The sequence below is a fragment of the Hymenobacter ruricola genome (assembly GCF_015694525.1).
GTDB classification, from domain to species: domain Bacteria; phylum Bacteroidota; class Bacteroidia; order Cytophagales; family Hymenobacteraceae; genus Hymenobacter; species Hymenobacter ruricola.
The window spans coordinates 19,140-32,732 of sequence record NZ_JADQDM010000019.1; the positions used below are offsets into that span (position 1 = coordinate 19,140).

General features: G+C 65.1%; 13 protein-coding genes. 9 read left to right on the forward strand and 4 right to left on the reverse strand.

What is annotated here, in order from left to right; all coding sequences use genetic code 11:
* Positions 1 to 88: 88 nt before the first annotated feature.
* Positions 89 to 1,285 carry an amine oxidase gene (locus I2H31_RS22145; protein WP_196295240.1) on the forward strand — a complete coding sequence of 399 codons (1,197 nt, stop codon included), beginning with the start codon at positions 89 to 91 and terminating at the stop codon, positions 1,283 to 1,285.
* A gap of 93 nt (positions 1,286 to 1,378) precedes the next feature.
* Positions 1,379 to 1,867 (forward strand): methylated-DNA--[protein]-cysteine S-methyltransferase, encoded by a 489-nt coding sequence (locus I2H31_RS22150; protein WP_196295241.1) that lies wholly within the window; start codon positions 1,379 to 1,381, stop codon positions 1,865 to 1,867.
* Positions 1,868 to 2,149: 282 nt separating this feature from the next.
* Here the strand turns inward: I2H31_RS22150 and I2H31_RS22155 are convergent, their stop codons facing one another.
* Positions 2,150 to 3,034: an alpha/beta hydrolase gene (locus tag I2H31_RS22155; RefSeq protein ID WP_196295242.1), complete on the reverse strand. Its 885-nt coding sequence runs from the start codon at positions 3,032 to 3,034 to the stop codon at positions 2,150 to 2,152.
* A gap of 259 nt (positions 3,035 to 3,293) precedes the next feature.
* Here I2H31_RS22155 and I2H31_RS22165 point away from each other — a divergent pair, with 259 nt between their 5' ends.
* Together I2H31_RS22165 and I2H31_RS22170 are read left to right on the forward strand one after the other, a co-directional pair.
* A complete protein-coding gene (locus tag I2H31_RS22165; protein ID WP_196295244.1) occupies positions 3,294 to 4,067 on the forward strand; it encodes a tetratricopeptide repeat protein in 774 nt (257 codons plus the stop codon).
* 81 nt (positions 4,068 to 4,148) lie between these two features.
* A complete protein-coding gene (locus I2H31_RS22170) occupies positions 4,149 to 4,889 on the forward strand; it encodes a hypothetical protein (RefSeq protein WP_196295245.1) in 741 nt (246 codons plus the stop codon).
* A gap of 190 nt (positions 4,890 to 5,079) precedes the next feature.
* Here the strand turns inward: I2H31_RS22170 and I2H31_RS22175 are convergent, their stop codons facing one another.
* Entirely contained in the window at positions 5,080 to 7,515 is a 2,436-nt protein-coding gene (locus I2H31_RS22175) for a M4 family metallopeptidase (RefSeq protein WP_230687991.1), read from the reverse strand.
* Between the two features lie 510 nt (positions 7,516 to 8,025).
* Here I2H31_RS22175 and I2H31_RS25720 point away from each other — a divergent pair.
* On the forward strand, positions 8,026 to 8,730 hold the full coding sequence (locus tag I2H31_RS25720; protein WP_196295247.1) for a phosphatase PAP2-related protein: 705 nt from the start codon (positions 8,026 to 8,028) through the stop codon (positions 8,728 to 8,730).
* A gap of 29 nt (positions 8,731 to 8,759) precedes the next feature.
* Here the strand turns inward: I2H31_RS25720 and I2H31_RS22185 are convergent, their stop codons facing one another.
* Entirely contained in the window at positions 8,760 to 9,539 is a 780-nt protein-coding gene (locus I2H31_RS22185; RefSeq protein ID WP_196295248.1) for an SDR family NAD(P)-dependent oxidoreductase, read from the reverse strand.
* A gap of 145 nt (positions 9,540 to 9,684) precedes the next feature.
* A complete protein-coding gene (locus I2H31_RS22190) occupies positions 9,685 to 10,500 on the reverse strand; it encodes a phytanoyl-CoA dioxygenase family protein (RefSeq protein WP_196295249.1) in 816 nt (271 codons plus the stop codon).
* A 492-nt stretch (positions 10,501 to 10,992) separates the two neighbouring features.
* Here I2H31_RS22190 and I2H31_RS22195 point away from each other — a divergent pair, with 492 nt between their 5' ends.
* The 4 genes from I2H31_RS22195 (at position 10,993) to I2H31_RS22210 (ending at position 13,525) form a co-directional block, all read left to right on the forward strand.
* A complete protein-coding gene (locus I2H31_RS22195) occupies positions 10,993 to 11,409 on the forward strand; it encodes a hypothetical protein (protein ID WP_196295250.1) in 417 nt (138 codons plus the stop codon).
* Between the two features lie 90 nt (positions 11,410 to 11,499).
* Complete coding sequence (locus I2H31_RS22200; protein WP_196295251.1) at positions 11,500 to 12,207, forward strand: hypothetical protein; 708 nt, start codon at positions 11,500 to 11,502, stop codon at positions 12,205 to 12,207.
* Between the two features lie 98 nt (positions 12,208 to 12,305).
* Positions 12,306 to 13,043 carry an energy transducer TonB gene (locus tag I2H31_RS22205; RefSeq protein ID WP_196295252.1) on the forward strand — a complete coding sequence of 246 codons (738 nt, stop codon included), beginning with the start codon at positions 12,306 to 12,308 and terminating at the stop codon, positions 13,041 to 13,043.
* Positions 13,044 to 13,060: 17 nt separating this feature from the next.
* Positions 13,061 to 13,525, forward strand: coding sequence for a TonB family protein (locus tag I2H31_RS22210; protein ID WP_196295253.1), 465 nt, complete (start codon positions 13,061 to 13,063; stop codon positions 13,523 to 13,525).
* Positions 13,526 to 13,593 lie beyond the last annotated feature (68 nt).

Below are 13,593 nucleotides of genomic sequence, written 5' to 3' on the forward strand. Positions count from 1 at the left end.
CTCCGCTCCTCTTTTCCGGTATTATCCCCCGGTGCCCGCGCTAGCTCAACTGCTGACGCGGGCGCCTGCATATCCCCCATTTCCCGCTATGGCAATCCTTACCCCCGAATCCAGCCCGTTTCAGTCCTTTTGGTGGGGCGGCTACGAATGCACCGACCAGCTCAACGCTTTCGGCAACCGCGTCGATTTCCTGCCCCTCACCGGCCATCTGCAGCTGATTGACGAAGACTACCAGGCCCAGAAGCCGTTCAACATCGGCACCGTGCGCGAGGGCATTCGCTGGGCCCACATCGAAAAAACGCCCTACCACTACGATTTCAGCACCGTGAAAACCATGCTGGACGCCGGCCGGCGCCACGGCATCCAGCAAATCTGGGACTTGTGCCACTTCGGCTTCCCCGACGACCTCACGCCGCTGCACCCCATGTTTGCCCGGCGCTTTGCCGCCCTGTGCCGCGCCTTTGTGGATTTCTACCGCGCCGAGCGGCCCGACGGCCCGCTCATCGTCACGCCCATCAACGAGGTGAGCTTTATCAGCTGGCTCGGCGGCGAGGCCAACGGCACCGCGCCCTACTGCCACGGCCAGGGCTGGCGCGTGAAATACGGCCTGATGCGCGCCTACATCGAGGGCAGCTACGCCCTGCGCGAGGCCGACCCCGGCATCCGCCTGCTCACCACCGAGCCGCTCATCAACATCGTGCCCCCGCCCAACCCCTGGGCCAGCCACCGCCGCGAAGCCCGCGACGCCCACAACAACCAGTTCCAGGCCACCGACATGCTCTGCGGCCGGCTGTGCCCCGAGCTCGGCGGCAGCCCCGAGCTGCTCGACATCGTGGGCTTCAACTATTACTACGACAACCAGTGGCAGCTGCACCCCTACCGCAAGCTGGGCTGGAACGACCCCCAGCCCGACCCCAACTGGGTGCCCCTGCACAAGCTGCTGCAAAAGGCCTACAAGCGCTACGGCCGCCCCTTCGCCATCACCGAAACCAGCCACCCCGGCGTGGACCGGCCCCTGTGGTGGCGCATGATTGCCGAGGAATGCGCCCACGTGCTGCGCAAAGGCCTGCCCCTGCAAGGCGTCTGCATCTACCCCCTCATCGACCGGCCCGACTGGGACCACCTGCACCACTGGCACCAGTCCGGCCTTTTCGATGCCGACCTCGCCCAGCCCGGCCCCGGCCGCGTGCTGCACCAGCCCAGCGCCGAAGCCCTGCTGCGCGCCCAGGCCGCCGTGGCCGCCGCCAAGCCCGCCCGGCGCCGCAAGCTGCCCGAGTTGCTGTAGCGCGGACTTTGTAGTCCGCGTCCCCGGCGGAAACCCGAACGACGCCAACGGCACGGGGACGCGGACTACAAAGTCCGCGCTACTTTTACCGGCATGGACACCGCCCTTTCCATCCTCGCCACGCCCCTCGGCCCGCTGGCCCTCACCGGCACCGAGGCCGGCCTGAGCGCCGTCACTTTTCTGAACGAAGCAGCAGAACTAACCGCACCAGCCGCCGTGCCCGAGTGCCTGCGCGAAGGCCACCGCCAGCTGCAAGCCTACTTCGGCCGCGAGCTGCGCGAGTTCGCCCTCACCTACACGCCGGCCTTTGGCACCGATTTTCAGCGGCAGGTGTGGCAGGCACTGCTCAGCGTCGGCTACGGCCGCACGGCCTCGTACCGGGAGGTGGCCAGGCTGCTGAACAATCCAAAATCCGTCCGGGCCGTGGGCGCGGCCAATGGCCAAAACCCGCTGGCCATTGTGTGCCCCTGCCACCGCATCATCGGGGCCAACGGCAGCCTCACGGGCTACGCCGGCGGCCTGCACCGCAAGCAGTGGCTGCTGGCATTTGAGCAGCCCACCCGCCAAACTGGCCTGTTTTAGCCCACGCCCGACCTACCGCCCGAGATAACGGAGCTGGCTTCGGACGCGCCGGAGTTGGTTACGGACGCTCACGACCGGGCTTCGGACGCTCACGACCGCGCTTCGGACGCTTACGACCGCGCTTTGGACGCTTACGACTCGGCTCCGGACACTCACGACCGAGCTTCGGACGCTCACGACCGCGCTTCGGACGGCTCGGACTTGGTTTCGGACGCTTGCGACCCGGCCTCGGACGGTGAAGAGTTGGCTTCGGACGCGTCGGAGCGGCCTTAGCCAAACCGGTTACGCCCCCACAAACTTCAGCAGGCCCTGGTAGATGATGTTGTGCTGCCAATACAGCTGCAGCACCATCGGAATGTGGTGCCGCCCGGGAATGATGGTGTAAGGCGCCGGCTGCCCAATGGCCTTCAGCCGGTCCCGAAAGCGCCCCGAGCTGCCGCTGATGCTCGGGTACGTCTCGCCGCCCAGGTAAAAGATGAACGGCGGCATCCCCGGCCGAACCTTGTAGATGGCCGACATCTCCTTCCACACGGCCGGGTCTTTGCCGAAGGGCACGAGGTACTGCGCGTCGTTGCTGTAGCGCATTTCCTTCAGGTAGCTATACATGTCCAGCCCCGCCGGGTCGTCCATGATGGCGCCGCGCACCGGGTTTTGGGCCAGGCCGGCGGCGGCCAGCAGAGCATCGTCGGTGGCCAGCAGCGCCGCCAACCCACCGCCCGCCGAGTGGCCCATCACGAACACGCGGGCCGGGTCGCCGCCGTATTGTTTGATGTTGTTCACCGTCCAGGCCAGGGCGCGGGCGCAGTCGGCGGCCTGCTCGGGCACGTGCACGGGCGGCGCCAGGCGGTAGTTGATGACGACGGCCACCACCCCCTGCTTGGCCAGCCGCCGACCGATAAAGGTGTAAATGTTCTTATTCCCACTAGTCCAGCTGCCCCCGTGAATGAACAGCACCACCGGGTAGCCCGCCGCAGTGGGCGCCGGTTTTTTGGGCGAATACACGTCCAGCACGTGGCGCTCCGGGTCAAAATCGGGGGCGGTGGCGGGCACGTAGGCCACGTTTTTGGTGCGGTGGCTGGGCCGGGCCACCACGTATTCGGTGGCGGCCAGCAGCACCGCCACGGCCACCAGCACGGCCACCGGGGCCACTAACAAAAGACGACGCATAAGAGGGAAACACAGGAGGAGCGCGGGCAAACGCCCGCCGCGTGCCTCACCTACGCCCTGGCGGCCGGCGCAGTTTGCCGCCGGCCCCCGTAGCGCGGACTTTGTAGTCCGCGTCCCCGGCGGAAACCCGAACGACGCCAACGGCACGGGGACGCGGACTGCAAAGTCCGCGCTACTGTCGCTGGCTTTATCTTTGCCAATCATATGGCGCGGCCCATTTTAATGGCGCAGCGTCCTTCATATTAATTCGTTCCTCCCCGTGCTCTTTCCCGTTTCGCTCAAAACCACTTCAAAGTCGCTGGCGGCCTTCTTGCTGCTGGTGCTGCTGCTGGCGGCTCCCGCCCACGCCCAGCGCAAACCCAAAGGCCAGGCCGCCGTCAACCCTGACGGCAGCCTGGCCACCGCCACGCCCGGCCCCACCAAGCCGGCCCGCCTGCAGCCGCTCTTCGGCGGCCTCAGCCCCGCCCAGGCCACCCAAGTCATCGGCGAGGCCCAGCTCAAGGCCATTGCCGCCAGCTTCGCCTCCACCGCCGAGGCCAGCGCTTTCTTCACCACCAAAGGCTACGAATACCTGCGCGAAAACCAGCCCGACACCGCCGCCTATCGCTTCAACCTGGCCTGGCTGCTCAACCCGCAAAACGCCGAAGCCTACCGCGGCCTGGGCGTCATCGCCAGCATGCAGCCCACCCCCGATGCCTCCATTACCCTGCTGAATAAAGCCTTCGCCCTGGCGCCCACCAGCTCGCTCATCATGAGCGACCTCGGCGCCAGCTACCTCATCCGCTACGGCCAGTCGAAAAAGAAAAAGGACCTGACCACCGGCCTCGACCTGCTGCAGCGCGCCACCGCCGCCGACCCCACCAACGCCGTGGCCTGGCAGCAGCTCGCCCGCGGCCTCTACTACCAGGAAAAATACGCTGAAGCCTGGGCCGCCGTGCACAAAGGCCAGAACGCCAGCGTCGGCAGCCTCGATTTCGACCTCATCAGCGACCTGCAGGCCAAGCTGCCCGACCCCCAGGGCACCTTTAAATAAACGCGCCGCGTAGACACGGATTTTCCCAATGGGCCGTTAGGGGCCATCCGGACAGGTTTTTTATTTTTGATTCGACTAGCTATGCGGTTTCGCTCATGGATTTTTGGGGCCTTGGTGGCCGGCGCGGGCGTGGCCAGCAGCCGGCCGGCGCAAGCCCAGTTTCACCGGGAGGTGCGCCACTACAACCGCCAGGGCCGCCCCTACTACCGCGGCCCCCTGCACCTGACGCTGGGCGGCGGCACGGCCCTCTACAACGGTGACCTGGGCAACGCCCCCGGCGACAACTTCCTCGGCCCCGCCGCGAGCTTGGGCGTGCTCTACCGCCTCACGGCGCACATGCACATCGGCAGCGAGTTTTCCTACCTGGAACTGGGGGCCCGCGACAAGCTCAAAGAGCGCGGCCTGGCCTTCACCAGCACCAACGGGCTGGGCACGGTATTCCTGCGCTTCGACCTGCTGCCCGACGAGTCCATTTTTGCGTCTTCGGTGGCTGACGCGCCCATTTTCCAGGTATATGTGCAGGGCGGCGCCGGGCTGCTGCTCTACAACCCCAAGTCCTACCTCGGCACCGCGCGCGACACCAAGGAAACGGCGTTTCTGCCCCCCGAGCGCAACGACTACCCCGCCCTGGCCGGCGCGTTCCCGGTGGGCGGCGGCTTTGCCGTGCGCCTCACCGACCGGCTGCGGGCCGACTTGGAAGCTAACTACTACTTCACCGTCACCGACCAGCTCGACGACATCAGCCTGCGCCTCGGCGGCGCCTCCCGCGGCAACGACGGCTTCGGCACCGTCATGCTAAAGCTGGACTACGCGCTGAAGTAGCCTCAGCGAATCCAGGAACGTCATGCAAAGCGCAGCGCAGCATCTTGCTTGCAGCCACTAATTCTTTTAATTACTACCCCACGCGAGATGCTTCGCTGCGCTCTGCATGACGGGCTGGAAAATCCCCTGAATCAAAAAAGGCCCGCCAGCAATGCTGACGGGCCTTTTTGTTTGCCTGGTGCAAGAAGAACTATTCTTTCACGAAGCGCTGGTGGAACACTTTCTGGCCGTCACTCACGCTCAGGGTGTACATGCCCTTGGCCAGGCCGCTGATGTCGAGCGTGCCGTTGCGCAGGGTGGCGCCATTCACGCGGGCGCCGCGCACGTCGCTCAGCACCACGCTGGTGGCTTCGGCGTTGCCGGGCAGCACCAGGTGCAGGGCGTCGGTGGCCGGGTTGGGGTACACTTGCAGCGTGCTGGCGGCTTCGTTGCCCAGCGGGGTGGCGTCGCCGGCCAGCGTGGTGGGGCCGGTGAGGGCCGCGCCGCCCGTGATGTTGAGGGTGTAGTCCTCGGCCTCGCCGTAGCTGAAAGTGCCGCAGCTGCTGGTGGCCGAGTTGTCGCTCATCAGCACGCGCATCACCGTGCTGCCGCTGCGGGCCGTGCTGGGCACCGTGAAGGTGGCGCTCAGGGTGCCGGCGCTGGCGCTGCTGCCGCTCACCACCAGCTCGCCGGCGTCGGTGAACACGCCGTTGCGGTTGTAGTCAATGTACACTTTCCAGTACTCGGTGTAAGCGGTGCTGGTGAAGCCGGCCGAGAAGTACACGGTCTGCGACGAGCCGGCGGCTACGCTGGTGCTCAGCGCAGTGCCGTTGTAGTAGCCGGCGTCCTTGCCCGAAGTCCGGTTGATGCTGCCCAGTTGCACGAGGTCAATCCACTCATACGACTGGCTGGAGCCCTTGATGGTGCAATAGGTGGTGCTGGTGGGGGGCGGCGTGGTGCCACCGCCGGTGTACGACGCGCCCACGCCCACGGCGTACCAGGCGTTGGTCACGGCAATTACCTGGGCCGAGCCGGCGCCGTACAGGTCGGTAGCGGCCTGAATGGCATAGGTGCGGGCCTGGGCATAGTTCGAGGAAGCCGTCATGTACACGCTTTCCATGCGGAAGGTGATTTTGGCGGCGGCGTCAATGCCCACGCCGGTCACGCTGTAGGTGTTGCCGCCTTCGTTGGTGCCCGATTTGCCCACGGCCAGGATGTAGTACCAGTGGTTGAGCACGCCCGAGTTGGTGTGCACGCCGCCCTGGTCGTTGGCGTCGGAGGGGGCCGACGAAAGGGGCGCCCAGTACTGGCCCTTGTAATAAGCCGGCTGGCCCAGGGATTTGGGGTCGCTCATGGAGCGCAGGGCCGCCTGCTGCTTGTCGATTTCCTCACCGATGAGCCAGGTCGACTTGGCTTTTACTCCGCCCGAGGTGAACCCGAGGTTGGACACCGCATAAGCTTCGATGCTGGCGCCCCAGATGTCGGACAGGCCTTCGTTCATGGCGCCCGATTCGTTGGCGTAGGTCAGGTTGGCGGTTTTTTCGCACACGGCGTGGCCGATTTCGTGGCCGCACACGTCCAGGGCCGTCAGCGGGCGGAAGCGGCTGGCGCCGTCGCCGTAGGTCATGCGCACGCCGTCCCAGTAGGCGTTTTCGTAGCCGGTGCCGCCGGGCACGTCGTCGAAGTGCACATAGCTTTTAATTTTGGCGCCGGCGTTGTCGTAGCTGTTGCGGCCGTGCACGTTCTTCCAGTAGTCGTAGGTGGCCTGGGCGCCCACGTGGGCATCGCCGGCCACGTTGTCGAAGTTGGCGTTGTTGTACTCGGCCGACGTCCAGTTGTTGTCGGCGTCGATGAAGTCGGTGGCCGAGGTGTAGCTATTGCCTTTGCGGCAGTTGTACGTCTCGATGCCCAGGCCGCGGGTGGTGCCTTCGCGCAGGAAGTAGCCGCCGGTGGTGGTGCCGTCGTTGATGGTGCGGGTGCCGCTGTAGGCCGTGGCGAAGGTGCCGGTGGCCGCCGCGTGCTTGATGATGTTGTCCTGCAACACCACCTGGCCGGTGCGGGCATCCACGTAGATGAGCGCGCGGCTGATGGGCTGCGCGGCATACACGTTGAACTTCCAGGCCAGCACCAGCGGGCCGGTTTCGGCATTCTGGCGCAGGTCGCGCACGATGACCAGCTCGCCCTGCGGCGCAAACTCGGCCGCGTTGGCCTCATTGGTTTGCCACATGTATTGGCGGGCGCCCACGTGGGCCAGGGCCCGGCTCAGGGCGGCGCTCTCGTTGAGGGCGGGCGTAGTGCTCAGGCCCGAAACCTTCTCGAAGTCCCCGCTGATGCTCTCGATAACGCCGCTTTTGGCGTGCACCGTGTAGTCGGCGTGCTCCACGCGGATGCCCTGGTAGTACTGGGCAAATTTCTGGTGGGTGAACCCGAGCTGGTCGGTTTCAACGGTGCGTTGCACCATTTGGTCCGCAGTGGTGAGGGCCAGCTGCTGGCGCAGCACCTGGCCGGCGTCAACGCCGCGGTACGCCATTTTTCCTTCGGCATTGAACTGCACCAGCACGGGCTGGTTGTCGTTGCCCAAAACTTTGGTTTGGATGCGGGCGGCGTCCTGTGCCTGAGCCGTGGTAGCGGCTAAGGTGCTGAGCATGGCTATTGCTACAGCTGAGTATTGTTTTCTCATGTAAAAAAGGGTTGATGGTGGGAAAGAGCGACTACTGCAAACGTTGAATATTTTACAGTTAATCCGCCGCAACCTAATCATAATTTTATTCCGCAATCGTTTTGGATTACGAAATTCATCATTAATGCCAAAATTTTGCACTCTTCTCAATTATTAAATTGCACTCAATCAAATTGAAATATTTCTTTGGCCTGAATCAATCAAATTGGACTTGTTTTTGCTGGCATGGCACTGTTGAGGTAATGAGCGGGCATTTGTTTATAAGCGGGCAGTTCGGTTAAATACCTAAAAGCCCACCTTCACGGCGGGCAGGCTCTCACCAGTCCTATAACACTGTAAATCAGCCTTTAGCTCACAAAACCCGGTTGTCTGCCCGATTCGGGCGGGGTACTTGCTTCTGGCCGGTTTGGACCGAGGTACCGTATTTTTGACTGTTTCATCAATTCGTGCTTCTCACCCGAATCGCCTGCCCTGTCCGTGGCCACACTCCCTCCTGTCAATCTTTCCCAACTCAAAGCTTTCCCGCCCGCGGGGCGCCGGGCTGCCTGGCCGGCGGCGTGGGACCGCACGGGTTTTCGGGTGCGGCTGGGTCTGGTGCTGGCGCTGCTGCTGGGCCTGCTGCCGGTGGTGCCGGGCTTCTACCACTTCATCCAGGCGCGGCCGGGGCACCGGCTCTTCGACCCGCTGCTGGCGCTGCTGCCGGTGCACGACGTATCGGCGCCCACGTTTGCCATCATCTACGGGGCCATTGCGGGCACGTTGGTGTACCTGCTGCCCCGGCCCAACCTGCTGCTGCGGGCGCTGTGGGCCTATTATTTTCTGCAGGTGCTGCGCATGGCCACGCTGTGGCTGCTGCCGCTGGAGCCGCCCACCACGCTGGTGGTTTTGCACGACCCAGTGATGGACCACATTTTCAAGGTGACCACCCAGCCCATCGTGCGCGACCTGTTTTTCTCGGGCCACACCGCCACCATGGCCCTGCTCGCGCTGGCCGGCCGCGGCCGCGGCTGGCGCCTGCTGCTGGGGCTGCTGACCGGCGCCGTGGGCCTGCTGGTGCTGGTGCAGCGCGTGCATTATTCCTACGACGTGCTGGCGGCGCCGCTGTTTGCCTGGCTGGCGTATTGGCTGGCCGGTCGGGTGTGCCGCAAAAAACCCGCTGCTCCGGCGAGCAGCGGGTTATAGATTCGCTTTCCAGCGGATGGCAGGCCTGCCTACAAGTACTTCTCGTAGATGCCGGCCGCGATTTTCTCCACAATGCCCTTGGGTACGAAGCTGGTGAGGCCCGCCGATACCTTATTCAGCACGCCGGGCACGATTTCGGCTTCGCCGGCCAGCAAGCCGGTCACGGCGGCTTCGGCCACGGCCTCGGGCGTCATCGATACTTTGTTGGCGGTGGCTTGCAGTTCGGCGCCCATGCCGGCGCGGTCGGCAAAGGCGGTGGTGGTGGCGCCGGGGCACAGGCAGGTCACCGAGACGTTGCTCGCCTTCAGTTCGTAGCGCAGGCCGCGGCTGAAGCTCAGCAAAAACGCCTTGCTGGCCGCGTAGAGCGACAATGAAGGCACCGCCTGGTAGGCCGCCGTGCTCGACACGTTCAGGATGTAGGCTTTCGGGGCGCGGTGCAGGGCCGGCAGCAGGGCGTGCGTGAGGGCCACGGGCAGGGCCATGTTCAGCTGCAGCATGTTCTGCTGCTCGGCCAGGCTGAGCTGCTCGAAGCGGCCCCAGAGGCCGTAGCCGGCATTGTTCACCAGCACGGCCAGCTGCTCGGCGTGGCCCAGGGCCCAGGCGGCCACGGTGTCGGCGGCGCCGGGGGCAGCCAGGTCCAGGGCTAGTAGTTGGGCCTGACGCTGGTGCTTTTGCGCAATTTCCTGGGCCAGGGCGGTGAGCTGGTCTTCGGAGCGGGCCACCAGCAGCAGGTCGTAGCCGCGCTGGGCCAGCAGAAGGGAAATGGCCCGGCCAATGCCGCGCGAGGCGCCGGTAACGAGTGCGTACATGGTGGTGGGATTGGAGAATGAAAGCCCGTCATGTCGAGCGCAGTCGAGACATCTCGCGTGCCGAAGTAATTCTTTCGATTTAGTTACTACCGCACGCGAGATGTCTCGACTGCGCTCGACATGACGGGCTTAATTTGTTCTTAGTCTACTTCACCAAGTGCAGAAAGCGCAGGTAGAACGGCGTGGGGCTGTCCTGGCTTTTGGGCTGGTACTTGCCCGCGATGATGGGCACGTACATCACCCGGCGGCGGCTGGCCTCGCCCACCAGCGGCGACTGCGCCACCCGGTGCCACATGCGGCCGTCGTGCACGGTGAGGTCGCCGGGCTCGGTTTCGATGGCCACCTCGTTGGGGTCGTAGAACACGTCCTTGTAGTATTTCTTCCGAAACAGCATCTTGTGCAGGCCCTGGCGGTGGGTGCCGGGTATCACGCGCAGGCCGCCGTTGGTGGCCTTGGTGCCGTCGAGGTGCAGGCCCACGTTCAGCATGGGCCCGATGCGCTTGCCGTAGAACACGTCGCGCAGCGAGTCGGTGTGCCAGCCCATCTGGCTGAACTCGGAGCCCTCCACGTTCACGTAGTGGTTCACCACGAGGCCGTCTTTCTCGTTTTCGCCCACCCGGCCGCCCTCGGCTTCGAGCAGCGGAAACAGGGCCCGGAACCGCTCGTCCTGTAGCAGCTCGTGCAGCACGGGGTGGTGCTGCGAGGCAAAGGCGAAGCGCTGCACGATGCGCGAGCCGTCCACGTCGTGGCCGTATTTGATGGGCACACCGTTCACCTTTTCCACGCCTTCGGCCAGCCATTTGGCTTGCACCTGCTGGGTGGCTTCGAGGATTTGCTGCACGTACTCGGGCGAGGCGAAGGGACGAAAGTGCAGGAAGCCGTATTTAGCAAAAAAAGCGCGTTGCTCGGCCGTGAGGGCGTGGCCGAGGGTGAAGCGCGGGTAGTCTGAGGATAAAGCCATAGCAGAAAAGAGGCGGCCGACGCCGGGACGGTTCGGCCTACAAAAGTAATACATCGCCGACGCTGGCCCCTAAACGAGCCAGCGCGGCGCGGCGACTATAACCGGGCCGCCGGGCGGGAGTTTGCCCCGCCGGTCCCGTCTGCTGACGAATGAAACCTCAAAATACTGGCCGCTTGGGTGAATAGTGAATGAACCCGCGCCCTTTGGCCGGGCACTAAGGCAATAAGACCCCAAAGCGCGCTAATCCCTTTTCCAAGTAAGGCAATAAGGCTCGCTTTGCGCTAATCAGTATTTCCACTAGAATAATGGGGAATTTACCTGGCTAATCTTGACTCCGGGTAAGGCAGAAAGAAGTATTTGCGGCTAAATCGGGGTTCCAGTACGGCAGCGGGGAATCCTTCGGGCTAATCCGGGGGCGGACTGCGCTAAACTGCGCGCCGTGAGGCCGGGTGCGTACCTTGGGAGCCTGTTCTCCTGGTAAAGCGCCGTTGTATGCCGAAAAACCTGTCTGCCGACGCCCTCGTGGCTGCTTTTGCCGAGCGCGTGGCGCGGCGCGACGACCCGCCTCCGCCCGACCCGGCCCGCTTCGAGGCGCCGCAGGTGCTGGGCCGCCTCGTGCAGGCCTTGCGCCCCCTCACCGGCATGCGCACGGAGCGGGGCCGGGCCACGCTGGCGCGCATGTGCTACGCCTTTGTGGCGGCGCCCGAGCACAGCGGCCCGGCCCTGGCCGAAGCGGCCGGCGTGGGCGAAATTGCCGCCTGCCGGGCCCGGGGGCACCTGCGGCGGGTGGGGCTGCTGGAAAACCGCTACGGGGGTGGGCACCGCCGCTACCGCCTCACCCGCTTCGGCGAAGACTGGCTGCTGGCCGTGGTGCAAGGCACGAAAATACCGGGGCCGGGCGTTGGGTAGCCTACGCCCGGCGGCCACCCGTTTTGGGAGCTGCGGCTACCGCCGGCGGCCCGGGCCGTTGCCATCACTCCTGCTCCATCGAAGCTCGTTATGCAGGCATTTCCTTTTTTGCGTGAGCCCCTGCTGTGCGGCATTGCGAAGCCCCGCTGGGCCTGGATTCTGGTGCTGTTGATGAGCGTCCCGGGTCGGCCGGCGCACGCGCAGGCTACCAAAGCCCGGCCCGGTATCGGGGCGGTCCGGCGGAGCCCGGCGAAGCCCCGGAAAGGCCATCTGCCGCTCCGCAAGCGCCCCCCGGAGGCGGGCCACTACCGGGACGACGGCTGGGTCACCAGCGACTGGCGGAGCGCCTGCGGCACGAGCGAACAGCGCCGGAACGCCTACGACGGCATATTCAACGCCGGTGACCGGATATCCTTCACAGACGCATTGCTAAAAGAAAGCTGGTTTACGGGCCCGGTTCCGTTGGCAACTCCGGATTCCATCACCGGGCAGAAGCTGGCCGATTACGTGCACCACCGGGTGTGGGCCGGCCTGGATTCGGTACCGGAATTCCGCGGGTTGCGTTCCATTTATGGCCTTTCTCACCAGTCCTACGCGCGGTTTGTGGTGGACGAAGCCGGCTACTGCCACGCGCTGCCCACCGAACGGCTCGTGCTGAGCGAGGTGCCCGAGCTGCCCGAGGCGCTACCGGCCGCCGAGGACCAGTGCATCGGGCGGGTGCTGGCGCGGCTGCCGCGGGTGCAGCTCAGCGCGAGCGTCCGGGGGGTGGCCGTGCGGTTTCGGGTGGCGTTGTATTGAGAAGCCGCGGAGGCCGCGCCGTGGTCATCGTTTTTAACTCATTTCCTCTTTCCAGCACTCGCTTTGTTGCCCTCACCCGAGTTTTTCACTTCTTGCCCATGCTCCTGCTTCCCACTTTCAACGCCGTGCTGAATCCTTGCCCCGTCGACAGGGCCGCGTTGGTCGCGCACCCGCAGGGTCATTTTTGTGGCCATTGCCAACGCGTGGTGCAGGATTTCAGCCAGTCGGCCGCCCCCGTGGCCGACCTGGCCGCCGCCCGCGCCGCCTCCGCGGATGGGCGGGTGTGCGGCAGCTTTGGCCGGGCGCAGGTGGCGGCCCCGCCTACCCTCACGCGCCGGCTGCGCTGGTTTCTGCTGGCGCTGGTGCTGGTGGTGGGCCAGGGCCTGACGGCGCGGGAGGCGCTGGCGCAGGTGCGGTGGCAAGGCATTGATTACACGCAGGAGATAACCAAGTCGGAGCGGGAGCGCACACTGGGCTCCCGGCGTGACTCGGCCGCTCTGGGATACAACCCCCTGCCCTTTCTGGGTATAGTTAATGAGGTGATGCCCACTTTCCGGGGCGGCGGTATAAGCAAGCTGGTGGCATACATCCAGCAGCAAGTGCGATGGCCGGCCGCAGCGGGAATGGTGGAGGCGGAGGGCCGCGTGTTCGTCAGCTTCGTGGTGGGGAAGGACGGCCTGGTACAGGACGTGAAGATTGTGAAAGGTCTGCATCCCCTGCTCGACGCCGAAGCCCTGCGCGTCATTCAGGCCTTGCCGGCCTTCGTGCCAGGACAGCAAAATGGGCAGCCCGTGGCGGTTAGCATGACGGTGCCCATCAAATTTCAAAGGAAGTAAGCCGACCTTTCGTGGCGATGGTTCTAACTGCCCGCTCCTTTTCGCTATCGGTGGCCAGGCTACGGCAGTTGCTGCTGCCCCTGGCCGTGGCGGGGCTGCTGGGCGCCGCGCCCCCGTCCGGCTACGCGCAGGGCCGCTCGGTGGTCGCTCCGGCTGATACCACCACCTACACCTACGTGGAAGAAATGCCGGAGCTGCCCGGCGCCAGCGGCCACGCCGCCCTGTCCGCCCACATTGCCCGCACCACCCGCCTGCCCTTGTTCCACGGGCAGCTGCCGGATGCCACCCGCATTCTCTTTGGTTTCGTGGTGACCGAGACGGGAGAAGTGACGAACGCCCGCATCCTGAAAAGCCTCAACCGCCGCGTGGATGCCGCGGTGCTGCAAGCGGTGCGGGCGCTGCCGCGCTTCCACCCCGGCCGCCACCAGGGGGTGCCGGTGCGGGTGCGGCTTACCCTGTTAATAGCGTTCGAGTGGCGATAGCGCGGGCCAGGGTTGGGCATTTCGCCCAAAATTCTGCACCTTCACCTTTGCACAGCGCACCTGGCGCA